The sequence below is a fragment of the Mucilaginibacter yixingensis genome, from assembly GCF_041080815.1.
Lineage (GTDB): Bacteria > Bacteroidota > Bacteroidia > Sphingobacteriales > Sphingobacteriaceae > Mucilaginibacter > Mucilaginibacter yixingensis.
In genome coordinates, this window is the sequence record NZ_CP160205.1 from 4,557,911 (window position 1) to 4,584,191 (window position 26,281).

The following is a 26,281-nucleotide window of genomic DNA, read 5'->3' on the forward strand; positions in this document are numbered from 1 at the left end:
AGCCACAAGGAATGTCCGCAGAGATGCTTCGTTCCTCAGCATGACAGAGGGGGGGTATCGTTTTAATTCTTCCCAACAACCTCGCCCGTATTGATCAGCTCTAAAATAGAATCTACATACTCGCGTGTATTGGCCAGACGCGGTACTTTATGCTGACCGCCCAGTTTGCCACGGGCTTTCATCCAACGGATAAAGGTACCATTTGGCAGACAACGCACTTGCGGGCGGTGCAGGGCCATGTCTTTAAACCGCTTGGCATCATAGTCAGAGTTGAGTTTGCGCAGGGTTTCGTCCAGCAGATCGGTAAAACGATCAAACTCGGCGGGTTCTTTTTCAAACTCTATCAGCCATTCGTGGCCGCCGCAGGTGTTGTCGTTCGAGAAATAGACCGGAGCAGCGGTATAATCGCGTATAATGGCGCCGGTGTAATGGCAGGCACGTTCCAGCGCGCGCTCGGCGTTGTCAATAATCAGTTCTTCGCCAAAGGCATTGATAAAATGTTTGGTACGACCGGTAATCTGGATGCGATACGGCGCCAGCGACGTAAACCGGATGGTATCGCCAATCATATATCGCCATAAACCGGCATTGGTGCTGATGATGAGTGCGTAATTTTTGCCAACCTCCACCTCGTCCAGCGTCAGCGTGCGCGGGTTTTCATCTTCCAGATGCTCAAACGGCAAAAATTCGTAGAAGATGCCATAATCCAGCATCAGCAGCATATCGCCCGGCGCTTCCTGATCCTGTATGCCGAAGAAACCTTCCGAAGCGTTGTAGGTATCCAGGTAATACATATCATCGCTCGGGATGAGTGTCTTGAACAGCTCGCGGTATGGCGTAAAGTTAACAGCACCGTGGAAGTAGAGTTCCAGGTTAGGCCACACTTCCAGCAGGTTATTTTTACCGGTAATTTCCAGGATACGTTTAAACAGCAACGCATTCCAGGTAGGCACACCACTAATGCTGGTTACATTAACATCTTTGGTGGCGTGGGCCATCTTTTCAATCTTCTCTTCAAAATTATCCAGCAGGGCAATGTCCAGGTGTGGCGTGCGATAAAACTCGGCCCATAAGGGCAGGTTTTTCATGATCACGGCAGACAAATCGCCAAAGGATGCATCTGCATTCAGCTGCACCACCTGGTGACTGCCGCCCAGGGTTAAACTTTTACCAGTAAATATGCGGGCATTGGGGCGGTTGTTGAAGTAAAGCGTGAGCATATCTTTACCGCCCTTAAAATGGCATTCTTCCAGCGATTCTTCGCTTACTGGGATAAACTTGCTCCTATCGTTTGTGGTGCCCGATGACTTGGCAAACCACCTGATCTCTGACGGCCACAGTACATTTTGCTCGCCTTTGAGCATACGCTCAATGTACGGCTTCAGCGTATCATAAGTTTGGATGGGAACGCGCTGCTTGAACTGATCGATGCTCTCGATACTCTTATAGTGATGCCTGCGCCCCCACTCGGTGTTTTCGGCCCAGCTAATGAGCTGCTCAAACCACTCCTCCTGCACCTCGTTGGGGTACTTCATAAAAAGCTCTATCTGGTGGATACGCTTTTTCATGAACCAGGTAAAAACCGAGTTTAAGATAGTCATAGGTTGGCGCGTTTAGTGTTGATTGGTAACAATAGTACAAATAACAACCAATAATGTTGTCATTACGGGGCGGAACAACGAAGCAATCTCATCGCAGGCATAGCAAAGCGACGTGATTGCTTCGTTACCTCTGCTCAGCTCCCCTGCGTTCCTCGCAATGACAAATATTAATTATTGTTGTTAAAAGCTTTATTTAGGCAAAAAGGTCTTCCTTTTCAGGACGAAATTTGAGCCAAGATAAACTTTTCTCACCATTTCATCTTCAGCAAGATCTTCCGGCTCGCCTGATTTTAAGATTTTGCCCTCAAAAAGCAGGTAGGCACGATCGGTTATAGAGAGGGTTTCCTGTACGTTGTGGTCGGTAATCAGGATACCGATGTTTTTATGTTTCAGACGGGCCACCAGGCTTTGAATTTCTTCTACCGCAATAGGGTCTACACCGGCAAAGGGCTCATCCAGTAAAATAAAGTTAGGCTCGGCAGCCAGTGCACGGGCAATCTCGGTACGGCGGCGCTCGCCACCAGAAAGCAAATCGCCACGGTTTCTGCGCACTTTGTGCAAGCTAAACTCGTCTATCAACTCCTCCAGCTTTTCTTCCTGCCGCTCGCGGCTCAGCGGCCCCATTTCCAGGATGGCCTTGATATTATCTTCTACGGAAAGTTTACGAAAAACCGATGCCTCCTGCGCCAGGTAGCCGATCCCTTTTTGCGCGCGGCGATACATCGCATCGGTGGTGATGTTCTGGTCATCCAGAAAAATCTGGCCTTCGTTTGGCTTGATCAGGCCCACAATCATGTAAAACGATGTGGTTTTGCCTGCACCATTTGGCCCCAGCAAACCCACAATTTCACCTTGCGATACGTTAAACGTTACATCGTTAACAACGGTGCGCTGCTTATATTTTTTTACTAAATGTTCGGCCCTGAGTATCATACCTTTTATAATGAGTGAATAAGTGAGGGAGTGAATGAGTGAATAGTTCGCCTGTTAAGCCGTTAGTCACTTATACTTTCTCACTAATTATATTTTAAAACGAGGAAGATCTATAAATAGTGATTAACGGAGTTTTATTCGCTCATTCACTCATTTCATCCTTCACTCACTAAATCTAATCCCCTTTATATTCAATTGTACGGTGCGTTTATCGCGCCATACGTTTTCTTCTATGTGGTAACAAACGTCAAAAAGCTGCCCGCTGTTTACCTGGTCTAACATTTCGCCCTGACCAAAGGCTATGGCTTCAAAAACCGGCGCATCAGGCTGCTCCAACACCATTTTAAGGTGATGCTGACCTACCAGCGATGCCGCGCCACGTACTTTTACGTTGCGCGTTAGCAACGTAGGCGACATATTCTCTGGCCCGAACGGTGCTAACTGCTGCAATATTCTGAAAAATTTTGCATCTATCTGCTTAAAATCCACCTCGGCATCAATCAATATCTCCGGAATCAGCAATTCGGGTGCAATGGTACTGCTTACTATTTGCTCAAAACGCTCGGTAAAGGCTTCTATATTTTCTGGTTCCAGGGTTAAACCTGCTGCATATTTATGTCCGCCAAACTGAATGAGCAGATCGGCACAACCACACAAGGCCTCATACAAATCATACCCCCGCACCGACCGTGCTGACCCTGCCACATGCCCGTTAGAGCGCGTCAGCACTACCGTTGGCCGGTAGTATTTCTCGGTCAATCGCGATGCCACAATGCCAATTACCCCTTTATGCCAGCCCTCGTTAAATACCACAGTTGATTTTCGGTTGATCAGTATGGCATCGTTATCAATCATACTCAACGCATCGCCGGTAATATTGGTATCGTGCTCTTTACGTTCAAGGTTTTTTAGGTTGATGAGTGTGCCCATGGTTTGCGCATCATCGTCATGACAGGCAATCAGCAGTTCTACGGCATGCTTGGCATCGTCAATCCGCCCGGCAGCATTAATACGCGGGCCCAGTTGAAACACCACATCGGTTATGGTATAAGCACCCGATCTTCCGGCAACGCCCATCAACGCACGCACGCCCACACATGGGTTATTGTTGATTTTCTGCAGACCATAATAGGCCAGCACCCGGTTCTCGCCGTTAATATGCACAATATCGCAAGCCACACTAATGGCCACCAGATCCAAATATTCGGTCACTTCCTCAAACGGGATATCGTGCGCTTGCGCATAAGCCTGAATCAGCTTAAAGCCAATGCCGCAACCCGAAAGTTCTTTGTACGGATACTCGCAACCCGGGCGTTTGGGATCTAACACCGCTGCCGCTGCCGGAATTTCCTCGCCTGCCAGGTGGTGATCGCAAATAATAAAATCTACGCCCAGCGTATTAGCATAGGCAATTTTATCAACCGATTTAATACCGCAATCCAGCGCAATGATGAGCGAGAAACCATTGGCCGCAGCATAATCAATCCCCTTGGTAGAAATACCGTAACCTTCCAGATAACGGTCGGGGATGTAGTATTCCAGATGATTATATCTTTTAGAAAAAAAACTATAAACCAGGGCAACGGCCGTGGTGCCATCCACATCATAATCACCGTAAATCAATATCCTTTCCTGGCGGGCAATGGCCTGGTCTATGCGGGCAATAGCCAGTTCCATGTCCCTCATCAAAAAAGGATCATGCAGATGCTCCAGCACAGGGCGAAAAAAGTAGCGGGCCTCATCAAATGTATTTACGCCGCGCTGCACCAGTATATCGGCCAGCGTAGGTTCAATACTTAATGCGGCAGCCAAATTTGCTACCGTAGCTTTGTCATTTGTTTCTTTTATCGTCCAGCGTTTTTGCATATACCCCTCTAAATCTCCCCGAAGGGGAGACTTCTTTTACTTATATGATTCTCCCCTTTTAATAAAGCCCTCTCTTTTGGAGAGAATTTAGGAGAGGTTTCTCTGTGTAATTTTGTCTAATCTTTAAGCTTTCACACGCCAACCTATAAAAGGATGGCTATCTTTGCCCGAAACGGTAAATATAATTACGGGTTAACAACGCCCAAAGTTACATTTCAATATCTATCTGCAGCACGCTATGGAAATTTTTACACTGGGCGAAGGCTCTTACTCGGTTGACAGCACTAAAAAGTTTATTCCTTTTAATCCGGAGATTGATGATCCAAAATCACGCCCGGGTTCGCTGTTTATCCATGTAAACCCATTTCTGGTGAAGATGAATAACGATCTGATCTTGTTTGATGCCGGTCTGGGTTTTAAAGATACCCGGGATGAGCTGTTCCTGCATCAAAACATCCGCAATGCAGGTTTTGACCCGGATGAGGTAACGCTGGTATTGATGTCTCACCTTCATTATGACCATTCTGGCGGTTTGGTTTATGAAAACCATGGCCGTTTGGAACCATCGTTCCCCAATGCAGCGCACGTGGTGCAAAAAGGCGAATGGGATTTTGCCATTACCGGTAAATCATCCAGCTACCATCAGGATATTTTTGAAGCATTGGAGCGTTCGGCCAATTTTACATTGGTTGAGGGCTCGGGCGAATTGAAGCCGGGGATTAGTTATGAGCTTTCGGGCGGGCATTGTCCGTACCATCACGTTTGGCGTTTGCAGGAAGATGGTCAGAAAGTATTTTTTGGTGGAGATGAGCTACCTGAACCGGAGCAACTGATTCGTAAGTTTATTGCTAAGTACGATTATGATGGCCGCAAAGCCATGCAACTGCGCGAAGAGTATGGCAACATGGCTGCTAATGAGGGCTGGACATGCCTGTTTTACCATGCTAAATCTGTAACCAGGGGAACCGTACGCCATGAAAATGACGGCTTTGTAGTAATGCCGGCTTAATCTCTTTTAACACCGAACACCTCACTGATCTTCTCTACATTAAGGGGTTTGGAGATAAAATCTTTTACCAGTGGATATGATTTTGCTTTGCTGATATCGTTACTGAATACCGATGACGAGATGATAAAAATCTTGCTTTTACCCTGCTGATCTATTTGCAAACGCTCGTACTCGTCCAAAAACTCCCAGCCATTCATTATCGGCATGTTAATATCCAGCAAAATATAATCGGGCAACTTTGAGGGGTCGCGGCGACTAATTTCCAATAACTGATCAATGGCAAACTTACCATTCAGGCAGGCCGTAATCTCGGTATTAAGCAATGCCTTCTTTATCAATTTAATGGAGATGAAGTTATTGATCTCATCATCATCAACTAATAAAATACTTACAGGCCTGTTATTTACATTCATAGGTTCTTATACGTAGAAGCGCAACAACAAGTTATTCCATAAAGTTTTAACACAATAAAACTTTACTGAATACCAAAAAACTTGTTATTCCAATAGTTTTTATACCCTTAATAGTTCAAGCTAAAAGTAAGTATTCGGCAACAAAAACTATCGTTTTTAAACTAATAAATAAATTTCCGAAGCAAATCATAGGCACATGCGCCTATAATTCAATAGCTTAAGTTTTTTGTAAAATTTTAGATAGCGCCCACATTTTACATGCGGCTAACACATTTGCAGTAAAATGCAGTTAAACTTGTATCGCCGAAATCAGCCTGCCATATTACCGGTAGTTATACTGCAGCGGCAACGCAAAACACAAATCTGTCAGCATACACACCATGAAGATTGGAATAGTTTGTTACCCTACTTTTGGCGGAAGCGGCGTGGTAGCCACCGAGTTAGGCAAAGCCCTTGCCGATAACGGCCATAAAGTACATTTCATCACATACAACCAACCGGCCCGTCTGGATTTCTTTTCAGAAAACCTGTTTTACCACGAGGTGGCCGTTAGCAAATATCCACTGTTTGATTATCCGCCCTATGAACTGGCCCTGGCCAGCCGCATGGTAGACGTAGTGCGATTTGAACAATTGGACGTACTGCACGTGCATTACGCTATTCCGCATGCATCGGCAGCATTTATGGCCAAGCAAATTTTGGCTACCTATGGCATACACATCCCTGTAATTACTACCCTGCACGGTACAGATATTACACTGGTAGGTAATGACCGTACTTATAAACCGGTAGTTACTTTCTCTATCAATCAAAGCGATGGCGTAACCGCTGTATCACAGCACCTTAAAGATGACACTTATCGTTTCTTTGAAATTGAGAAAGATATCAGGGTGATCTATAACTTCATCGATCTGAAACGTTTCAGCCTGAAACCACGCGATCACTTCAAAAAAGCCATTGCCCCATCAGGCGAGCGCATTTTGGTACACACCTCCAACTTCCGCAAGGTGAAACGCACGCAGGATGTGGTGCGCATTTTTGCCAAGGTAAACGAGGTGATTCCGTCTAAACTGCTGATGGTGGGCGACGGACAGGAGCGCCCCGAGTGCGAGCAGCTTTGTCGCGATTTGGGCGTAATGGATAATGTACGTTTCCTGGGTAAGCAGGATGCAGTAGAAGAAATCCTATCGGTGTCAGACCTGTTTCTGATGCCATCGCAGTCTGAAAGCTTTGGTCTGGCCGCATTAGAAGCCATGGCCTGTAAAGTACCTGTAGTTAGCTCAAACGCCGGTGGTTTACCTGAACTGAATGTTGACGGCGAAACCGGCTACATCCGGGATATTGGTGATATTGACGGGATGGCCCAGGCGTCTATAGATATTTTACAAGACGATGCGCGCCTCAATCAATTTAAAGAAAACGCCCTGGCGCGCGCCAAAACTTTTGACCTGGCCTTTATCCTCCCGCAATATGAAAGCTATTATCAGCAGATTATTGAGGAGAGTAAAAAGAAATTGGTGGAGAAGGCATAAGGCTTAGTCGCTCAGCACACGTATAAAACGTCTTGTCATTGCGAGCAGGACGGCGTGTAAGGATGAGCGCGAAGCAATCTCACCGCAGGATTATATATGCGACGAGATTGCTTCGTTCCTCGCAATGACAGTAGGCCTAAATAGGTTCTTCAGCCTCAATTAACGAAATTCTTATCCTCACAAGCCCCAACACATTCCCCTCCATTAATATTTGCAGCAAAATTTGCTAAAAACCACTTTTACTGCTCGGCTGTTACTATTTTCACATCGAAATTAAAACTGATATGAAAAAGATACTGCAATTATTAATGCTGATAGCTATTACGGCCACTGTGTTAACAGCCTGTTCTGGGCAAAAAGGCACCGTTGCCAACAGTAACGTATCCCGCGGAAAGTTTACCGGCACGTGGACAGTCACCCGCATTACCTATGAAGGTTTGGTTGAAGGCGCTGTACAAAACGTATTTGACCAAGCCCCGCCTGCTGCTTTTAGAAACAGTACCTGGCAACTCACCAACAGCGGCAATGGCATGTATACACTGACTAACGGTACCTCGCAATCTATTTACTGGGGCATTAACAACACCGACGCGAGCGGACAAATTTTCCAGTTCAAAAAGATCTACCAGGGCGATAAACCCAAAAACGTAACCGAAGGCTACCAGCTTTATGTAGCCGGCAACGATGGCGCCACCATGACGCTAAGAAGCCCGGTAGCCATTGGCAACAGCAATGCTTATATTGTTTATCACTTTGCGAAGGTTAAATAATCCTACTCAACCCCTGTTGTCATTTCGATGAGCACGCGGGTAGAGGTGAGCGAAGGAGCGGAAGAGAAACTGCTCTCTTGAGCGACAGCGAAAAATCTTTTCGAAGACGCATTGCATCGGGATTGTACATCTGGACTATCGCGCCGAGAAGATTTTTCGCTGCCGTTCAAGTGAGCAGTTTCTCCTCACGCCTCCCACAGCCCCACGCGCTGTTCGTCGAAATGACATTTTATATAAAACAAGAAAGGCCGCCCATTGGGCAGCCTTTCTTGTTTTATATCCTAAATCTCCCTCTCCTTCGGAGAGGGCCGGGGAGAGGCATTACTTGATCAAATGCTTTAATTGGATGATCTCATGCTCCTCTAAAAACCTCCAGCGACCGCGTGGCAGATCTTTTTTGGTAAGGTTGGCATAGATAGAACGATCCAGTTTGGTTACTTCATAGCCCAGGTGTTCAAAAATACGGCGAACGATACGGTTTTTGCCGCTGTGAATCTGGATGCCGATTTCTTTCTTGCTGGCACCAGCTACATAAGACACCATATCAGGCTTAATAAAGCCATCTTCCAGTTCCAGACCAAATTGAATTTTGTTCAAGTCGCCCTGAGTCAAATTCTTGTTCAGCTCTGCCTGGTACAGCTTGGTGATGTTGTTGCGTGGGTGCGAAAGTTTATCAGCCAAGTCGCCGTCGTTAGTCATCAACAACAAACCGGTAGTGTTACGATCCAGACGACCAACCGGATAGATGCGCTCGCGGCTGGCTTTTTCTACCAGGTGCATTACGGTGCGGCGCTCTTGCGGGTCATCAGTAGTGGTGATGTAGTCTTTTGGCTTGTTCAGCAGCACGTACACCATTTTCTCGCGTTTCAGGGTCTCGCCGTTGTAGCGTACCACGTCTTTCGCAGGGTCAACCTTAAAGCCCAGTTCAGATACCACCTCACCGTTTACAGATACCACACCAGCGCTAATCAACTCATCAGCCTTACGGCGCGAGCAAATACCTGCGTTAGAGATATAACGGTTTAAACGGATTAATGAATCTTCTTCTTTCTTGCCTCCTTTTTTGCGGCTGCGCATTACGCGCTCCGGAGCAGGTTGTTCGCGGTCGCTATCGTATGATCTGGAGAAATCACGGTTACGCTCACGTCTGTCGGCAAAATCACCGCCTTCGTTGCGTCTATCAAACCCTTCTTTGTTATAAGGACGGTCGCTTCTTTCGTTACGTCTGTCGAAACCACCTTTATTAAACGGACGGTCGCCACCTTCGTTACGTCTGTCGAAACCGCCTTTATTAAATGGACGGTCGCCGCCTTCGCTACGCTTGTTGAAGCCACCTTTATTAAATGGCCGGTCACCACCTTCGCTGCGCTTGTTAAAGCCGCCCTTGCTAAATGGTCTGTCGCCGCCTTCGCTGCGTTTATCAAAACCACCTTTATTAAAGGGTTTGCTGAATTTTCTGTCGGATGGAGCATCACTGCTGAAGTTACGCTTCGGACGATCTCCGAATGAACCTCTGCCTTCGCCTGCCGGTTTATCGCCGCGGCTAAAACCACCCGAAGATGTTTTTGGACGTGATGCGGAGAACGATCTTTTACCTTCAGACTGATCACCTTCCTGGCGTTTGCCAAATGAACGGTTACCCGAAGGTTTACCGGCGCCTCCTCCCGGAGCTGCTGCCGAACGGCCGCGTGCTGGTGATGGAGATGGGCGGCGGGGGCTATCGCCACCCGTGCGCCTTGCGGCTGGTTTTGCGGACTTGTCGTCTCGACTGTTCCCTGGTTTTCTAAATACCATATTTCAATTTTTTGATCGCTTCACAGCGGGGCGCAAATGTACAAATTTTTACCGTTTTTTAAAACTTTTCATCCGGTTCAAATGTTCGTTTTTCGATGCCGTAAAAGCTGTTTTTCAGCACCTTAAAACACAGCTAATACACTAAGGCTTCTACAAATGCTTGATAATCTGATTTATATATCGTATATTTGCAGCGCATCTAGCTTATTGTTCACTTAGAAACAACTTAATGATTAAAAAACACTTAATTACGTGCTCCGTAATTTGGGTGCTGTTCATCATTACAAAACTGTTCATCTACAGTAAAAGTGATAAGAAAGAAACAGTATCTTTGACATCCCTCCGCAATGCTAAAACAACATATAGCGTTGCCACTTTGGTTAGGTACAATAACAGTGCCAACCGGGATCTAAACTTTGCCGACGAAACTTTACCAAAACACAATTTAAAAGTAAAACGCAAGATCAGGCACACACTAAAAGAACATAGCTTTGGCAATGTACAGTCTAACTTACTGCACAGAAAAGCCGAAAAAATGTTCCCGGTTATTGAACCGATCTTGAAGGAATACGGCATTCCTGATGATTTCAAGTACATACCACTGGTAGAGTCGGGCTTTCGCTCGGGTACTTCTATCCGTGGTGCGCGCGGCCCGTGGCAATTTATGCCCCAAACCGCCCGCGATTATCACCTGAGGGTGAACAAACGTGTAGACGAGCGATTGGATTTGCGTAAATCAACCATCGCAGCCTGCAAGTACCTGCGCGGCCTTTATGCCGAGTTTAACAGCTGGACGCTTACTGCGGCCGCTTACAACATCGGCTCTATAAAGCTAAAGAAAGCTATTCGCCGCGATAACTGCTGCAATTATTTTGCCATGCATTTAAACAGCGAAACCGGCAGCTATGTGTACAAACTGGTGGCCATGAAAGAGGTAATTACCAAACCGGCAGTCTACGGCTATAATAATGCCTACGGCGAAATTAAAGCAGCAGACACGCTGCAACCGGCAGACGCCATTGCCACCCTCAACTAAGAACAGACAAGACATTACGGAGCATTTGGAAAGCCCGGCCACTTTTAGAAAGTGCCGGGCTTTATTTTTGTTTGGAACCAGGATTTATGTGATTTATAAACACCTGCAGTCGCTCGCGTCTTCGCGAGTGACGACTATCCCGCGGCCTCTGGCCGCCGTTAAATGCCAAGCTAATATATTGCCTACAATCACCTACCGGGCCCATCGCGCACCCATCGACGGAGCTCTGAACGACAGCCAACGCTATAAATAAACATTCGTCACCATCCTGTAAATCATTCAAATCCGTTAAATTTTAGTTCCTCGTTTTTCCTTATCTTTGCTAAAAAATTGAGCGAAGCGGCGAGTTATTCCATAATTGCTTTTTAAAGCCGGTACCCCAACAATAAACCGGCTGGCGTGGTTATTCTATAATTCACTCATTCACTAACTCCATCATTTAAATGAGTAGTACGAAACATGTTGATCTGGGCGAGCAAAGCGAAGTTGAAGTTTATGGCGCCCGGGTACATAATCTAAAAAATATTGATGTGTCTTTTCCGCGCAATCAGCTGGTGGTAATTACCGGTTTGAGCGGCAGCGGTAAATCATCGCTAGCATTTGATACCATTTATGCCGAGGGCCAGCGCAGGTATATGGAAACATTCTCGGCCTACTCGCGCCAGTTTATGGGTGGCATGGAGCGGCCGGATGTAGACAAGGTGTCGGGCCTAAGCCCGGTGATTGCCATTGAGCAGAAAACCACCAGCAAAAACCCACGATCAACCGTGGGCACCATTACCGAGATCTACGATTTTATGCGCTTACTTTATGCTCGCGCGGGCGAAGCCTACAGCTACGTAACCGGCGAGAAAATGGAGCGCATGAGCGAAGACCAGATTATGCGTGCGCTGCTGGAAAAATTTGACGGCCAACCGGTAAACATCCTGGCGCCAGTGGTTAAAGGTCGTAAAGGGCACTACCGCGAGCTGTTTGAGCAGATCCGCAAGCAAGGCTACCTGAAAGTTTGGCTGGATGGTGCGATTGAAGACATCACCCCAAAAATGCAGGTAGACCGTTACAAGATCCACGACATTGACGTGGTGATTGACCGCCTGGTGGTGAGTAAAGACGATACCAAACGCCTGTACTCATCGGTACAGAACGCGCTCAAGATGGCCAAAGGCATCATCCGTATTGCCGACAAAGACAATAACGTATCTTATTACAGCAAGTACCTGATGGACCCGGTATCGGGCATCTCGTATGACGAGCCTCAGCCTAATACTTTCTCCTTCAACTCACCTTACGGTGCCTGCGAGAAATGCGGCGGACTGGGTTATATCTTTGAGGTTGATGAAGCCTCGGTTATCCCGAATCCCAAGCTAAGCATCGTAAACGGCGGCCTGGCCCCGTTAGGCGAGTATCGCGATACGTGGGTATTCCAGGTATTAAAAGCTCTGGGCAAAAAATATGAGTTCTCACTTTCTACCCCGATAGAAAAGCTGCCCAAAGAGGTGATGGAGATCATCCTCAATGGATCAACCGAGATAATTACCGTGGCGGTGGAGTACAACAAATGGAACGTACAAAACTACCAGATTACGTTTGATGGCATCATCAAAATGCTGGAAGAGCAGCAGGAGCGCCGCGGTGAGGAGGGCATGGACGACATGGAAAACTACCGCGTACTACGTACCTGTCCGACCTGTCATGGTGCCCGCCTGAAAAAAGAATCACTAAACTTTAAGATTGATGGCAAAAACATCTTTGAGCTGGCTTGTATGGATATCAACAAGCTGCACGAGTGGTTTGACGGCATTGAAGACCGTCTGAACGAACGACAGAACGTAATTGCCAAAGAAATACTAAAAGAGATCCGCGCGCGGATCGTGTTCTTATTAGATGTAGGATTGAGTTATTTAACGCTCGATCGTACCGCACGTACACTATCCGGCGGCGAGGCTCAACGTATCCGTCTGGCCACACAAATTGGCTCTCAGCTGATGAATGTAATGTACATTCTGGACGAGCCGAGCATTGGCTTGCACCAGCGCGATAACGATCGCCTGATCAAAGCACTCAAAAATCTACGCGACCTGGGCAATACCGTTTTGGTAGTAGAGCATGATAAGGATATGATCCTCGAGGCCGACCACGTGATTGACATGGGCCCGGCAGCAGGCGTACACGGTGGCACCGTAGTGGCCGAGGGCACGCCTCAGCAACTGATGAGCGCCCACACCCTTACCACCAGCTACCTGAATGGCGAGCGTGAAATTGCGGTGCCTGAAAAACGCCGCGAAGGCAATGGCAAATCGCTACACCTTAAAAATGCAACCGGCCATAACCTGAAAAAGGTAAGCGTTGATTTTCCGCTGGGTAAACTGATTGGCGTTACGGGCGTATCGGGCAGTGGCAAATCCAGCTTGATTACCAATACTTTATATCCTATTCTTAATCATCATTTCTTCCGCGCTAAAAAAACGCCTTTGCCTTACGGCAGCATTGAAGGGCTGGAGCATATAGATAAGGTGATTGAGATTGACCAGACACCTATCGGTCGCACACCGCGATCAAACCCAGCCACTTATACCGGGGTGTTTTCAGATATCCGTAATCTGTTTGTGGCACTGCCTGAGTCTAAGATCCGTGGATACAAGCCCGGGCGCTTTAGTTTTAATGTAAAAGGCGGGCGTTGCGAAACCTGCCAGGGTGCCGGCATGAAAGTGATCGAGATGAACTTTCTGCCCGACGTACAAGTACCCTGCGAAGAATGTGGCGGACGCCGTTATAACCGCGAAACGCTGGAAGTACGTTACCGCGGCAAATCCATTAGCGATGTGCTGGATATGAGTATTGAAGATGCTACACCTTTCTTCGAGCACATTCCACCTATCTACCGTAAGGTAAAAACATTGCTGGATGTGGGTCTGGGTTACATTACGCTCGGCCAGGCATCTACCACCCTATCAGGCGGCGAGGCACAGCGCGTAAAACTGGCTACCGAGCTTTCTAAAAAAGATACCGGCAACACGTTCTACATACTTGATGAGCCGACCACCGGTCTTCATTTTGAGGACATCAACGTACTGCTTGGCGTACTACAGATATTGGTTGATAAAGGCAACACCGTACTGGTGATTGAACACAACCTGGATGTTATTAAAGTAGTAGACCACGTGATAGACCTCGGTCCCGAAGGCGGCAGCGGCGGCGGTAAAATATTATACTCCGGCACACCCGAAGGCTTGTGTAAGGTAAAAGCCAGCTTTACCGGTCAGTTTTTGAAGAAGGAAATGGGGTTGTAACAGATTGACGTCGGCCAGAGGCCGCTGGATAGTAGTCACTCGCGAAGACGTGAGCGGCTGCGATAAATAACTTTAATGAGAGTGAGGCGATCATCTGATCGCCCCATTCTCATTAAACCCTGATGTCATTTCGATAGAGCGAAGGGAAAGACTGAGCGCAGGAGCGAAAGAGAAATCTTAGCCCCCATGCCTTCTACAAGGACTATCGCTCGTACAAGATTTCTCCCGTTGGTCGAAATGACATGGGTAATAACAGGAAAGGGCGATCAATTGATCGCCCTTTCCTATTATATAAAGAATCTAATCTTCTAGAGCTTACGCTTCTACTGCCTGACCAATCAAGTGGTTAGCCACCAGGTATTCGGCAATTTGTACGGCGTTGGTTGCAGCACCTTTACGCAGGTTATCGGCTACGATCCATGCGTTCAGGGTGTTTGGCTGGCTTTCGTCACGACGCAGGCGACCTACAAATACTTCGTCTTTGTCATGCGCTTCCAGCGGCATTGGGTATTTCAGGTTAGCAACGTCGTCAGTCAGGATGATGCCTGGAGCATTAGCCAAAATCTCACGAACCTCTGCCAGATCAAAATCGTTAACAAACTCAATGTTTACCGCCTCAGAGTGGCCGCCCATAACCGGGATACGCACGGTGGTTGCAGTAACTTTGATGCTATCGTCGCCCATAATTTTCTGGGTTTCTTTGATCATCTTCATTTCCTCTTTGGTGTAACCGTTATCGGTGAAAACATCGATGTGCGGCAACACGTTCAGGTCAATCTGATATGGGTAAGCTTTAGGGCCATCAATGCCTTTACGCTCGTTAAACAACTGGTCAACCGCTTTAACACCGGTACCGGTTACAGACTGATAGGTTGATACCACCACACGTTTAATCTGGTAACGATCATGCAGCGGTTTCAAAGCTACCACCATCTGTATGGTAGAACAGTTAGGGTTGGCAATAATTTTATCTTCTACAGTCAGCACGTTGGCGTTAACTTCTGGCACCACCAGTTTTTTGGTAGGGTCCATGCGCCAGGCCGATGAGTTATCTACAACGGTAGTACCTGCTGCTGCAAACTCGGGAGCCAGCTCTAAAGAAGTGGTACCGCCAGCAGAGAAAATGGCCAGGTCAGGCTTCTTGGCAATTGCGTCCTTGGCAGATACGATCTTAAATTGCTTACCCTTAAAAGTAATTTCCTTACCAATACTTTTTTCGGATGCAACGGGGATCAATTCTGTTACGGGGAAGTTGCGTTCTGCTAGAACCTGCAACATTTTAGTGCCCACTAAACCGGTGGCACCTACAACTGCTACTTTCATTTTCTTTTTTAATTATTAAACATATAAAGTTTTGAACCCCAAATATGCAAAAAATTTATGGTTTTCTCTAATTTCTGTTATACCAATATGTCATGCTGAGGAACGAAGCATCTCTACAGACGAGCAATAGTAATAGGGGGGACAGTCCTTAGAGATGCTTCGTTCCTCAGCATGACATGGTACACTTAAACAAAAACCATACTTTTGCCGGCTATGCTGGATATCTTATACCAGGACGATCATCTCGTCGCTATTAACAAACCGCACGGACTGCTGGTGCACCGCTCTCCCATTGCTGCCGATGCCAGCGAGTTTGCCCTGCAACTATTGCGCGATCAGCTGGGGCATTGGGTATCGCCCGTGCACCGACTGGACCGGAAAACTGGCGGCGTGTTGCTTTTTGCCATCAACAAAGAGGCCGAAGTTGCTATGCAAAAGCAGTTTATGAACGGCGAGATAGAAAAACGCTACCTGGCCATTGTACGCGGCCATACCCCTGATGCCGGCGAGATTGACTACCCCCTGCGCCGCGACGACGGCGTGGTGCAAGACGCTTTTACTGCTTACACCACCTTGCGCCGGGCAGAGCTGCCCATACCACTGGGCAAACACGAAACATCCCGATACTCGCTGGTAGAAGCACGGCCAACCACCGGCCGCATGCATCAACTGCGCAAACACTTTGCCCACATCAATCATCCTATAATTGGCGACCGCCCTCATGGCTGCAACAAACAGAACCGCATGTTTAAAGAGCGCTGGCAAATGGATACCATGCTGCTGCACGCTTCCTTCTTGCGGTTTAAACACCCGGTTAGCGGCGAGGACGTTTTAATTGAAGCACCTCTACGCGAGGAGTTTTTGGGCGTGATGAAGCTGATGGGATGGGACTGATAGCTTATGTTGATCTCGAACAGGACGTCAATGTTGAGGCGCGTCTAAACACGCGTGTAAGCCTGATCAACATGCTAACTAACGTGAGTTCGGGATAAGAAAAGAACATATCGCCCCCCTGGGGCTTAAACATTTTTTGCTTATTCTACTACTAACATGTCGTCCTTCCAGGACTTTTTTAAAGCCCCAGAGGGGTGAAATGTCAATAGCAGAATGTAAACATAAACCTAAGAGCCCCATCGGGGCGGCATGTTATTAATAAGTAACCATACCAATGCTTATCCCGAACTCACGTTAACTAAGCTCCATCTGCTTCACATTCCGCAACGCTACCAGCAAGGCAGCCCCCGCAAATACCCCAAAAGAACAATCGACTAAAGTCCAGAATAAAGGGATCTGCCGGATAGGACCTGCCACAAACGCCAGCGCAAAAATGGCGGCGTAGGCAATCAGCCCAAACTGTAGCACCCAAATGTTCTTAACCGGATCTATATACGGACCGATAAACAATATAGCCAGCATCAGGTGCGCAAAGGCCAGCCAGTCGGTACCATAGCTCAGGTAGGGATATTGCTGATTAACTACATGTAACGTATCGTAAACCTTGCTTAACCAGAGTTGCATGGCATTAGGCAATAGTACGTCGTGAGCACTTAGCCAATGTAATTCTGTTTCGAGCGGAAAGGCCGTGATACCACTTAACGCCAGTCCACCAATAACGATGGCGATGCAGATGCGTGCAAGCTTCAAAGATGAACCAGGATTTACCGGATTAATGGATTGACAGGATTCTTTTACTTGACTCATGTTTGTGGATTTAGTGCGTTTAATTTGACCAGTTGCTCGGCAACATTTTTAATCACTTCATTTCGATGCTGTAGCAAGCGGGTTAAATAGCGTTTCAAGATCAACCGGTCGGTTAATCGGCCCAACCATCCGCAGGGAGATTCAAATTGAAACTCATCAATCATGCGGGTACCACCCCCACCCGTTTGCTCAAACCGGTGCACATGATGGAGCCGCTTGAATGGACCGCGCACCTGCTCATCGGTAAACTGATGAGGGTTTTCCATTGCCGTGATTTTGGTGGTTAAGCTCAGCATCAATCCAAAATGCCTGGCGCGCCAGGTTACGGTTTCATTCAGACCGATGAGGCCGGTGGTTGTTCCGGCCACAGCTTGCTCGCCAGTGTGCTGCATGGTGGTGGCGTGTAAATCAATATTACGGGAAAGATCAAACACGGTTTGCACCGGGGCTTTAATAATTGTGATAAGGTTTAGGGTGATCATGGCTGCTCTGAGCGTTGTTTAATTACTTGTAAAATATTGTTTTGAATATCCTTCATTATCAAGCCGGCCCACCATGAGGCATAGAAGTTAAAAGTTGTGGTCAGCTTAAAATGACTGTATAAATGCAGCCGGTAGTTATGATTACCCAGCGGCTGCAGCACATAAGTTCCGTTCAGTACATCAAAATAATTACCGCCAATCACTACATGCTCATCCATAGTGGTTGATGGTATTTCATAAGGATGCGCTTTAATAGAAAAATCCATCCGACGCTCGTCCTCATAATGAAAAACTTGCTCATGAAATACCAGTCCTTTATCAAAAATAGCTTTACGATAGCCGCCAACACCACAGTAATTCAGCTCGGCACGGATGGGCCGCGGAAAACCCAGCGTACGTGTTAGCCAGGCCTTATCCTGCTTTTTATCAATGGCTCGCACGCGGGTAACGTTATTCCAGATGGTTGCTTTATCCGGCGCATGGATATCGATATAAGTATAAGCCTCATAACGGCCCGGAATAGCCCCAATCATATGTTCAACCGGAGCCATCGCTAACGGAAGCAACAATAACACAGATACATAAGTATTTCCATTTTGGTACTTTTTGAGCCTGAAGTGCCGTGCCGTCAAACCACCCAATGATGATAGTAATAAAAAGACAGGCAAAATCATCAGCCAGCAGGCCCAACCCTCTACACTCAGCACAAGGGTTAATGCAAGGAATAGCAATATGGGTACCCACGCAAAAAAGAAACAATAGGTGCGGCTGTGGATCTTGTCAATCGGCACCAGATAAATGGTGATTAAACCGATACCAAATGGCACGCCCAGCAAAAAAGCGACAGACATGATAGCGAACAAACCTGAAAAGCTTTTGAGATCGAATAAAAAGTAAAGAGCAAACGCAAATGCCAGCGCGGCCACAAGAGCAATGATCAATTTTTTCATGATATGATGATGATTTAGATTTTCCCCATACATTGATCCACCGCCTCTTTCAGCTGCGGATATTTGAACCGGTAACCGGTCCCCAGTAATCGCGCCGGCACAACCCATCGGCTTTTCAATACGAGTTCTGTTTCTGTGCCGATAAATACCGCCCCCCAACTCCAGCAGCCACGCCGGACATCGCAAGCCTACTGCCACACCACAAGCTTTGCGGATGGTTTGCATCAGCGTTTTATTATCTACCGGGTTAGGCGCCGTGCAGTTAAGCACGCCATCAATTTCGGCATGATCAGCCACATATTCTACAATCTGCGCGGCATCCTGCTCGTGTATCCATGATACCATCTGCCGGCCGTTGCCCTGATGTCCGCCCAAACCACACTTTACCAGGTTACGCAGGCGAGGGAAGGCACTATCAGTTCTACCAAGTACAATGCCCATGCGCAGGGCGGCTTTGCGTACGCCGTGAATAGGGTGCATAAAAAATGTTTTCTCCCAGGCTTTGCAAACGGCAACAGAAAAGCCATCACCAATCTCGCCGGTTGCTTCATCCTGCGGGCGATCTGCCGCATGGCGGTAGATGGTCGCTGAGGTGATATTGATAAATATCGGCGGCGGGTTTTGCATCCGGCTCAACACCCGGTTCAGCAGGTCTGTTGGTTCCAGGCGTGACGCGAAAATCCCGGCCTTGTTTTTTTCTGTATACCGGCAGTTCACATTTTTACCGCAAAGGTTTACCAGCAAGTCGGCGCCGTGCAGAGCATTGGTCCAATCGCCCTCGGTGCGGGCATCCCAAACCTGGGTCTTGATATTGGCTTGAGCTGCGGCAGGTCGGCGACTCAGGATGATGATCTCCTTAGCCATATCTTTAAAATGTGCAGCAATGGCTTTGCCTAAAAACCCACTGCCCCCAGCCAAAATTATATTATTGTATTTCATTACTTTACAGATAAAGGATTGCGATAAGCAACATAACACGATACAACACCCAGCTTACACTTAACCAACCGCTCAAAGCCAATAGTTTAATACGCCTGATGTGTTCCAGCAGCATCAATCCGGCAATCAGCATAAAATAGATAAAGTAGAACACTACCGGTAAACTGATGAAATGTGCTATCAGCAAAGCAGGCAGCAATGCCAGCGCACCGGCCATAGAAATGGTCATCATGTTGCCCAGGTAATCCCAGCGTTTGTGTTTGGCCAGCAGCAAAACCGCTATGCTTTGAAAAATGATTTGTCCGCCGCAGATCAGGTATTCGCGATAAGCGTTTCCTGTCGGGATGGCGCCGTGGAATAGCGCATTATATCGCGTTAGCAGAAAACCCACGCACAACCAGGTAAACAATAAGTAGGCTATACGATACCCTAATCTAAAATCGGGCTGCATGCTGCCCGGCACAGTTTTTACCGGAATAATTACTTTGCGGTTATAGCTTACAAATGCATATACCTTACTCATTAACCAGGTAAACCAGCCGGCATTGAACAGTGGCTTAAAAACCGGCATGGCATTGCCAATTACTTTAAATAAGCTGCGAATGCCATAGGTAACCTCGCCGGTTTGGCTGTTCACCAGCGCAATTTCATTGATAGCCCGCCGACGATCAACCAGCGGACAAGCCGCCTCTGGCATCTGTTGGTAAGCTGCCCTCCCACCGGCATCCAACATCCCGGTTTTAATAAATGCCTTGGTATAAGTAGCACACAGCGGGCACTCGGCATCATAAAGTAAAGTATAACCTGCAAGCGTTTTCATTTTTTTAGATTATAGTGATTGAATTAAGAGCTCCTTAAGTAGTTAACTCAGGGGCGGTTTCATAAAGCAACTTGTCACTGCGAGGAACGAAGCAATCTCATCGCTTATTTATCTATGTGACGAGATTGCTTCGTCACCCTTCCCTCCTGGCCCCTCCGTTCCTCGCAATGACAAAACTGGCAACAAATCCCAAAGCTTGTCAATATGATATATTTCGAATTTTCAGAAAAAATTGAAATATATATTCAAAAAAATATAGACTATTTAAAAATCTTAAAAATAGAGCCCCAGAACCAGTTTTCTTCGGCTTTTAACATAGTTTCTAAAGTGCGATCTACGTTCTTGGCCAGCTTGTTAATGTCTTTTACCGATGTTTGGAAAGTCTTGTATTCCGGATCTTTCTCATCGCCCTTTACCTCGCCCAACTCTTTCAGTATTTTCAGGATTGGGTCTAACTCGCGTTTCTTGCGTTCTTGCGCCACCTGACGGGCAATGTACCAGGTGTCTTTCTCGGCGTAGAAATACTCCTTACGCTCGCCTGCTTTGTGGCGTTTCTCTACCAACCCCCAACTGATCAGTTCTCGCAGCGTCATGTTGGCGTTACCGCGCGAGATGCTTAGCTGCTCCATAATCTCTTCGGTAGTTTGTGGTTCGGCGCTTACCATTAGCAGTGCATGCACCTGGGCCATAGTGCGGTTTATCCCCCACTCGCTTCCCAGTTTGCCCCAGGCTTCTATAAACCGTTGTTTTGCTTCTGCTAATTCCACGATGCAAATGTAATAAACTATTTGAACTTTCAAAAAATAATGAAAGTTTATTTTTTGAAAGTTCAATCTACCATTTAAGGGTTTCTGCACTATTACTTGAGTTTATATTTTACACGTTCTGTAGCCCGCTCATTGCCGCGGCGGCTAGTTACTTTTTGCTTGATCAAAAAGTAACCCAAAAATCAAGTCAGAACAATCCTTCCGCCCGCCCTGCGATTTTTTATTCTCGCACAGCTCGATAAAAAATTGGCATTCCCGCCAGCGCTGGCCCGGTGTTCTGACAGGCTCATGCTCTTAGTCTATCTTGAACTATGATTCATAAGATTTTTAGGATGCCTGTTAGAACTCATATCCTTAAAATCATTTGAATTCTAAAAATCTTGCTTCAAGATCAACCAATAGTGTGGTGGCCGACAGCGGGTAGCTTCTGGGAGAAATCAGGCAGAACAAGCTGGAGTGTGCGGCTGCAGAGGGCATTCAGATTGGCACAGAAGGGTAAAAGCCCGTGTGTGGTGCAAGCTGGGTGCCAAACTGCGGCCCTGTGGTTCTGGCTGATTTGCAGGGCGAAGGCCTGTGCGGCAAAAGAAGCATTTCCGCTGTCTTGATTTTTTGGTTACTTTTTGATCAAGCAAAAAGTAACGAGCCCTCCCGCGCGATTGAGCGGGACTGAAGAACCAAATTGAACAAACCAATCATAATAGCAACATCAAAACATAAGCTACTGAAACAGATTTGTTGTGAAGCAGCCAATCCACTACCTAAATTATTTTTCAAAATTTCTCTTCTTCGGGTGTAACCTCATCAAAAAACACGTCGTCATAACACCAACAATTGACTAAAATATTAACAGTAAAATATAAAAAAATGGAAACCGAGAACTTAGGAATACTGGCAGGCATACTCATCCCAACCGCATTTTTTGCCATGGTATTTGGCATTGTTTACCTGGGCACACGCCAACGACTGGCGATGATTGAGCGCGGCATGGACCCACGATCGCACAAACCACACCCTGCTCCTTACCGTAATCTAACCTGGGGATTGTTATTGATTGGCGCGGGCCTGGGTATGTTCCTGGCCTATCTGCTTAGCCACACCTCACTGAAAGGCGATGATGACAACGCATTCTTCTTGTACGTAGCGCTGGTGGCCATCTTCGGCGGTTTGGGATTGTTTACCTCCTATCGCATTGAAAAGAAGGAAGTGCTGGACAAGAATCCGCAATACTTTGAACAATAGTATTTAAAGTATGGCACGCATAAGGGTGACGGTGAAAGCCGATCGCTTTTCTGCGTTTCACCACTTTCTAGGCGTATCGCTCTTTTAATATATGTGCGTGGTGTAACTCATGACCAAGCATCATGTAAGCCAGCGCCCTAACCGATACTGGCCTGCCATTGGCTGAACCAATACGATCGGCCTGCTCTGTGGTTAATGAGCGTAGCAACCACACGCTGGCTGCACGCACGGCCTTGTATTCTTCCAACAGATCTGTCATCTCTCTGGCATCTGCATTACCGTTAGCAGTGTAATCGTTTTCGCTAAAACCAGGCAAATTTTGTTGCTCGTCACGGGCAACGCACATCGCACGATAAGCAAACACACGTTCAGTATCGATCATATGCAGTAACACCTCTTTTAGCGTCCACTTATCGTCGGCGTAGCGGTAATTGCCTTTTGCCGCATACAGACCAGTAAACAACTTTACCGTTTCCGGCTGCTGATTGGCCAGGGCGGCCACCACATCATCAAATACAATAGCACGGTTAATGTAGGTTTCGGCAAAAGCCGCGTACTCGTTGGGTTGAGGTTTAGCTATCATCAGTTTAAACTTTTTAATAAAATACGGAATGTGGTGCCTTTACCCAGCTCAGAATCGCGCACAAAGATCTGGCCTTCGTGGTAATTTTCTATAATACGCTTGGTGAGCGAGAGACCCAATCCCCAACCACGTTTACGGGTGGTATATCCAGGCTGAAACACGGTAGCAAACTTAGAACGCGGTATCCCCTTCCCGGTATCGGTTACATCAATAATTACTTGCTTTTTGCCAGGACTAATTTCAACCGTTATAGATCCCGGACCAGTTATCGCGTTCACCGCATTTTTTAACAGGTTTTCAATCACCCAGTCAAACAGCGGAATATTTAACCCGGCCAGTAATTCAGGGTCGCCATGTACCTCAAAGTTGATCTTGTCGCTCACGCGTATCCTGAAGTAATCAACAAACTCCTGCACCGCATTATAAACCGAATGCGGCACCAATTGCGGTTTTGAACCGATTTTGGAGAAACGATCTGCCACTATTTCCAATCGCTGCACATCATTCTCCATCTCCAGTATCAACTGATCTTCCTCCGCATTAAACTTGTCTTTCAACAGCTCAATCCAGGCCATCAGCGATGATATCGGCGTCCCCAACTGGTGGGCAGTCTCTTTAGCCAAACCCACCCAAACCTGATTTTGCTCAGACCGCCGCGACGAACTGAACACCGCGTAAGCCAGCAACAGAAAGATGGCAATAACAGACAGCTGCACATAAGGGAAGTATTTTAACTGCGTTAACAGCGGCGAATCCTGATAATATACCAACCAGTAGCCTTTGCCTCCCATTGGTATCGGCATTTTAATAGGCTCATGCTGGGATTTCATAGTGGCCAGCTCCGCCTCAAAATACCGAGGATCGTACTGCAATTTTTTCTTGCCCGGTTCTACTACCTCACCAATATCCTGAATAAAGGTTTTGGTACTGTCTAAACCCTTGCTGGATATAAATTCGCCCCGCTCATCGGTAATAATGGCCGGCACCTGCGAGCTATCGCGCACGGCGAAAACGTAGTTCAGAAAATCGTTATCGTCCGACGCCAGCACCTGTTTCATACTCATGGCCCAAACCTGCGCACGCGTACGCTCAGACTTGGCTATGTTCTTTGCCAGATAGTTAGTATAAAAAAGCGACCCGCACACAATCACCACCGCAAACGCAAAGAGGAGGTATTTCCAGGTTTTTTTCTGTTGGTAAGGATTAAACAGCATGTATTTTCAAAGATATGTTTTAGTCGGGAAGTCGGAAAGTCTGAAAGTCCGAAAGAAAAAAGGTTCTAAATGGATTCATATTTCCAGTATATCGCAGCGGTTTTATTTAATTTAGCTCTCGGACTTCCGGTTCTCCCAACTTTCAAACTTCCCGACTTTCGGACTTTCCTGACTTCCTGACTAATTCCCTATCTTTGCCCCCATCATGACAGCTACTAAAGTTAGGGTACGTTTTGCACCAAGTCCAACAGGTGGTTTGCACCTGGGTGGTGTGCGTACCGTGCTATTCAATTATCTTTTTGCCCGCAAAAATGGCGGCGATTTTGTTTTACGTATTGAGGATACCGATCAGACCCGCTACGTTGAGGGTGCTGAGCAATATATTATGGACTGCCTGAAATGGTGCGGCCTTAACCCGGACGAGAGTCCGCTGGTGGGTGGCCCGTTTGCGCCATACCGCCAGAGTGAGCGCAAAGCGCTTTACCGCGAGTATGCAGAACGCCTGGTAATGCAGGGCCATGCCTACTATGCTTTTGATACGCCCGAAGAACTGGAACAAAACCGTAAAGAGATTGCCAACTTTCAGTACGGTCAGGCCTATCGTGAAACACTGCGCAACTCATTAACACTTTCAGAGCATGAAGTTGACCAGTTATTGGATGCAGGCACCCCTCATGTCATCCGCATTAAAATGCCAACGGATGAACATGTTGGTTTTGACGATCTGATTCGCGGTCATGTAAGTTTTGACACCAATCTGGTTGATGATAAAGTGTTATTGAAGGCAGATGGTATGCCTACCTATCACCTGGCTGTGGTGGTTGATGATTACCTGATGCAGATTACCCACGCCTTCCGCGGCGACGAATGGCTGCCATCGGCCCCCGTACATCTGCTGTTATGGAAATACCTGGGCTGGTACGAGCACATGCCTAAATGGGCACACTTACCGCTGATCTTGAAACCAGACGGACACGGCAAGCTGAGCAAACGCGACGGTGCACGCCTGGGTTTCCCAGTGTTTGCCATGAACTGGTTTGATGCTAAAAGCGGTGAACTGACACCGGGTTTCCGCGAGCTGGGCTTTTTGCCCGAAGCTTTTGTGAATCTGCTGGCCATGCTGGGCTGGAACGACGGTACCGACCAGGAAATTTTCTCGCTGGATGAACTGATAGAGAAATTCTCATTGGAGCGAGTAAGCAAAGCCGGCGCCAAGTTTGATTTTGAAAAAGCAAAATGGTATAACGCCGAGTGGATCAAGAAACAAGATGCCGGCAAGCTGAAGCCATTGGTTGCTGCAACCCTGACTGAAAAAGGCATCGAAATAACTAACGATGATTATTTGCTGCAGGTAATTAACCTGGTGAAAGACCGCTGCACACTGCTGCCAGACTTCTATCAGCAGAGTGCTTATTTCTTCGCGGCTCCTGCAGAGTATGATCTGAATGCAGTAAAACCAAAATGGACCGATGCAAAGACAGCTTTCTTTAAAGAACTGTCAGACAAAATACAGGCCCTGCCTGTTCTTGAAGCCCATCCGTTTGAGGAGCAATTTAAAGCCTTTACCGAAGAAAAAGGCTTTAAAACCGGCGATGTGATGCTGCCATTCCGCATAATGCTGGTAGGTGGCAAGTTTGGCCCGCATGTTTTTGATATTGCAGCCACACTGGGTAAAGACGAAACGATTAAAAGAATTGCCCTGGCGCTGGAAGCGTTTACGGCGTAACTATTTGTCAAACAATGTCTAAACATTTAGACATTGTTTGATTATATTTGGATTATGGCGGCAGAAATCGAATCATCTGGAAATTTAAATGAGCAGCAGGTTATCATGCTTAGGCTGCTCAAAAATCCTTTACCCGAAGAGGATTTTTTACAGATGCGCAAACTTGCAGTCAAATTGCTGTCAAAGAAACTGGATGAGGTAATCGGCAATTGGGAGGAAAAACAAAATATCACCAGTAAAGATTACAAAAATCTAGGCGAAGGACACTTTCGCTCAAAGTCGTAGCCTACGGC

At 47.0% G+C, this 26,281-nt stretch carries 22 protein-coding genes and 1 pseudogene; 9 read left to right on the forward strand and 14 right to left on the reverse strand.

Features of this window, described 5'->3' with window-relative positions; all coding sequences use genetic code 11:
- Positions 1-62 precede the first annotated feature (62 nt).
- From ABZR88_RS18625 to recJ, 3 genes are all read right to left on the reverse strand, one after another.
- Positions 63-1,601: a GH3 auxin-responsive promoter family protein gene (locus ABZR88_RS18625; protein ID WP_107827467.1), complete on the reverse strand. Its 1,539-nt coding sequence runs from the start codon at positions 1,599-1,601 to the stop codon at positions 63-65.
- Between the two features lie 189 nt (positions 1,602-1,790).
- Positions 1,791-2,534, reverse strand: a complete 744-nt coding sequence (lptB, locus tag ABZR88_RS18630; protein ID WP_107827468.1) for an LPS export ABC transporter ATP-binding protein — start codon at positions 2,532-2,534, stop codon at positions 1,791-1,793.
- Between the two features lie 162 nt (positions 2,535-2,696).
- Entirely contained in the window at positions 2,697-4,400 is a 1,704-nt protein-coding gene (recJ, locus tag ABZR88_RS18635) for a single-stranded-DNA-specific exonuclease RecJ (protein WP_107827469.1), read from the reverse strand.
- 238 nt (positions 4,401-4,638) lie between these two features.
- Between recJ and ABZR88_RS18640 the strand changes: the two genes are divergently transcribed.
- Entirely contained in the window at positions 4,639-5,409 is a 771-nt protein-coding gene (locus ABZR88_RS18640; protein ID WP_107827470.1) for an MBL fold metallo-hydrolase, read from the forward strand.
- On the opposite strand, the gene ABZR88_RS18645 is transcribed toward ABZR88_RS18640, so the two are convergent.
- Positions 5,406-5,822 (reverse strand): response regulator, encoded by a 417-nt coding sequence (locus tag ABZR88_RS18645; RefSeq protein WP_107827471.1) that lies wholly within the window; start codon positions 5,820-5,822, stop codon positions 5,406-5,408. The genes ABZR88_RS18640 and ABZR88_RS18645 overlap by 4 nt on opposite strands.
- A 380-nt stretch (positions 5,823-6,202) precedes the next feature.
- Here ABZR88_RS18645 and bshA point away from each other — a divergent pair, with 380 nt between their 5' ends.
- Together bshA and ABZR88_RS18655 are read left to right on the forward strand one after the other, a co-directional pair.
- The gene (bshA, locus tag ABZR88_RS18650) at positions 6,203-7,354 is read left to right on the forward strand and encodes an N-acetyl-alpha-D-glucosaminyl L-malate synthase BshA (RefSeq protein ID WP_107827472.1); all 1,152 of its coding nucleotides are present in this window, start codon (positions 6,203-6,205) and stop codon (positions 7,352-7,354) included.
- Positions 7,355-7,638: 284 nt separating this feature from the next.
- Positions 7,639-8,124: a hypothetical protein gene (locus ABZR88_RS18655; protein ID WP_107827473.1), complete on the forward strand. Its 486-nt coding sequence runs from the start codon at positions 7,639-7,641 to the stop codon at positions 8,122-8,124.
- 321 nt (positions 8,125-8,445) lie between these two features.
- Here ABZR88_RS18655 and ABZR88_RS18660 read toward each other — a convergent pair whose 3' ends face one another.
- Positions 8,446-9,918, reverse strand: a complete 1,473-nt coding sequence (locus ABZR88_RS18660; RefSeq protein ID WP_107827474.1) for a pseudouridine synthase — start codon at positions 9,916-9,918, stop codon at positions 8,446-8,448.
- A gap of 229 nt (positions 9,919-10,147) precedes the next feature.
- On the opposite strand from ABZR88_RS18660, the gene ABZR88_RS18665 reads away from it, so the two are divergent.
- Positions 10,148-10,954, forward strand: coding sequence for a lytic transglycosylase domain-containing protein (locus ABZR88_RS18665; RefSeq protein ID WP_107827475.1), 807 nt, complete (start codon positions 10,148-10,150; stop codon positions 10,952-10,954).
- Positions 10,955-11,397: 443 nt separating this feature from the next.
- Positions 11,398-14,244 carry an excinuclease ABC subunit UvrA gene (gene uvrA, locus ABZR88_RS18670; protein WP_107827476.1) on the forward strand — a complete coding sequence of 949 codons (2,847 nt, stop codon included), beginning with the start codon at positions 11,398-11,400 and terminating at the stop codon, positions 14,242-14,244.
- 315 nt (positions 14,245-14,559) lie between these two features.
- Here the strand turns inward: uvrA and ABZR88_RS18675 are convergent, their stop codons facing one another.
- The gene (locus tag ABZR88_RS18675; RefSeq protein ID WP_107827477.1) at positions 14,560-15,567 is read right to left on the reverse strand and encodes an aspartate-semialdehyde dehydrogenase; all 1,008 of its coding nucleotides are present in this window, start codon (positions 15,565-15,567) and stop codon (positions 14,560-14,562) included.
- A gap of 213 nt (positions 15,568-15,780) precedes the next feature.
- Here ABZR88_RS18675 and ABZR88_RS18680 point away from each other — a divergent pair, with 213 nt between their 5' ends.
- The gene (locus ABZR88_RS18680) at positions 15,781-16,461 is read left to right on the forward strand and encodes a pseudouridine synthase (RefSeq protein ID WP_107827478.1); all 681 of its coding nucleotides are present in this window, start codon (positions 15,781-15,783) and stop codon (positions 16,459-16,461) included.
- A 294-nt stretch (positions 16,462-16,755) separates the two neighbouring features.
- Here ABZR88_RS18680 and ABZR88_RS18685 read toward each other — a convergent pair whose 3' ends face one another.
- The 6 genes and pseudogenes from ABZR88_RS18685 to ABZR88_RS18710 form a co-directional block, all read right to left on the reverse strand.
- A complete protein-coding gene (locus ABZR88_RS18685) occupies positions 16,756-17,268 on the reverse strand; it encodes a hypothetical protein (protein WP_107827479.1) in 513 nt (170 codons plus the stop codon).
- Positions 17,265-17,750, reverse strand: coding sequence for an SRPBCC family protein (locus ABZR88_RS18690; protein ID WP_107827480.1), 486 nt, complete (start codon positions 17,748-17,750; stop codon positions 17,265-17,267). Before ABZR88_RS18690 ends, ABZR88_RS18685 begins: the two co-directional genes overlap by 4 nt.
- 964 nt (positions 17,751-18,714) lie before the next feature.
- Positions 18,715-18,801, reverse strand: coding sequence for a DUF1731 domain-containing protein (locus ABZR88_RS18695; protein ID WP_245917015.1), 87 nt, complete (start codon positions 18,799-18,801; stop codon positions 18,715-18,717).
- Positions 18,802-18,916: 115 nt separating this feature from the next.
- Positions 18,917-19,639, reverse strand: a pseudogene (locus tag ABZR88_RS18700) (TIGR01777 family oxidoreductase); the annotation flags it as partial.
- A gap of 4 nt (positions 19,640-19,643) precedes the next feature.
- Complete coding sequence (locus tag ABZR88_RS18705; protein ID WP_107827482.1) at positions 19,644-20,459, reverse strand: DUF393 domain-containing protein; 816 nt, start codon at positions 20,457-20,459, stop codon at positions 19,644-19,646.
- Between the two features lie 260 nt (positions 20,460-20,719).
- Entirely contained in the window at positions 20,720-21,226 is a 507-nt protein-coding gene (locus ABZR88_RS18710; RefSeq protein WP_107827483.1) for a GbsR/MarR family transcriptional regulator, read from the reverse strand.
- 864 nt (positions 21,227-22,090) lie between these two features.
- Here ABZR88_RS18710 and ABZR88_RS18715 point away from each other — a divergent pair.
- Entirely contained in the window at positions 22,091-22,465 is a 375-nt protein-coding gene (locus ABZR88_RS18715) for a DUF6249 domain-containing protein (RefSeq protein ID WP_107827484.1), read from the forward strand.
- A 67-nt stretch (positions 22,466-22,532) separates the two neighbouring features.
- Here the strand turns inward: ABZR88_RS18715 and ABZR88_RS18720 are convergent, their stop codons facing one another.
- Together ABZR88_RS18720 and ABZR88_RS18725 are read right to left on the reverse strand one after the other, a co-directional pair.
- On the reverse strand, positions 22,533-23,048 hold the full coding sequence (locus tag ABZR88_RS18720; RefSeq protein ID WP_107827485.1) for a DinB family protein: 516 nt from the start codon (positions 23,046-23,048) through the stop codon (positions 22,533-22,535).
- Positions 23,048-24,262, reverse strand: a complete 1,215-nt coding sequence (locus ABZR88_RS18725) for a HAMP domain-containing sensor histidine kinase (RefSeq protein ID WP_107827486.1) — start codon at positions 24,260-24,262, stop codon at positions 23,048-23,050. The genes ABZR88_RS18720 and ABZR88_RS18725 overlap by 1 nt, the downstream gene beginning before the upstream one ends.
- A gap of 205 nt (positions 24,263-24,467) precedes the next feature.
- Between ABZR88_RS18725 and gltX the strand changes: the two genes are divergently transcribed.
- A complete protein-coding gene (gltX, locus tag ABZR88_RS18730) occupies positions 24,468-25,988 on the forward strand; it encodes a glutamate--tRNA ligase (RefSeq protein ID WP_107827487.1) in 1,521 nt (506 codons plus the stop codon).
- 54 nt (positions 25,989-26,042) lie between these two features.
- Positions 26,043-26,273: a hypothetical protein gene (locus tag ABZR88_RS18735; RefSeq protein ID WP_146166486.1), complete on the forward strand. Its 231-nt coding sequence runs from the start codon at positions 26,043-26,045 to the stop codon at positions 26,271-26,273.
- The last annotated feature ends 8 nt before the right edge of the window (positions 26,274-26,281 follow it).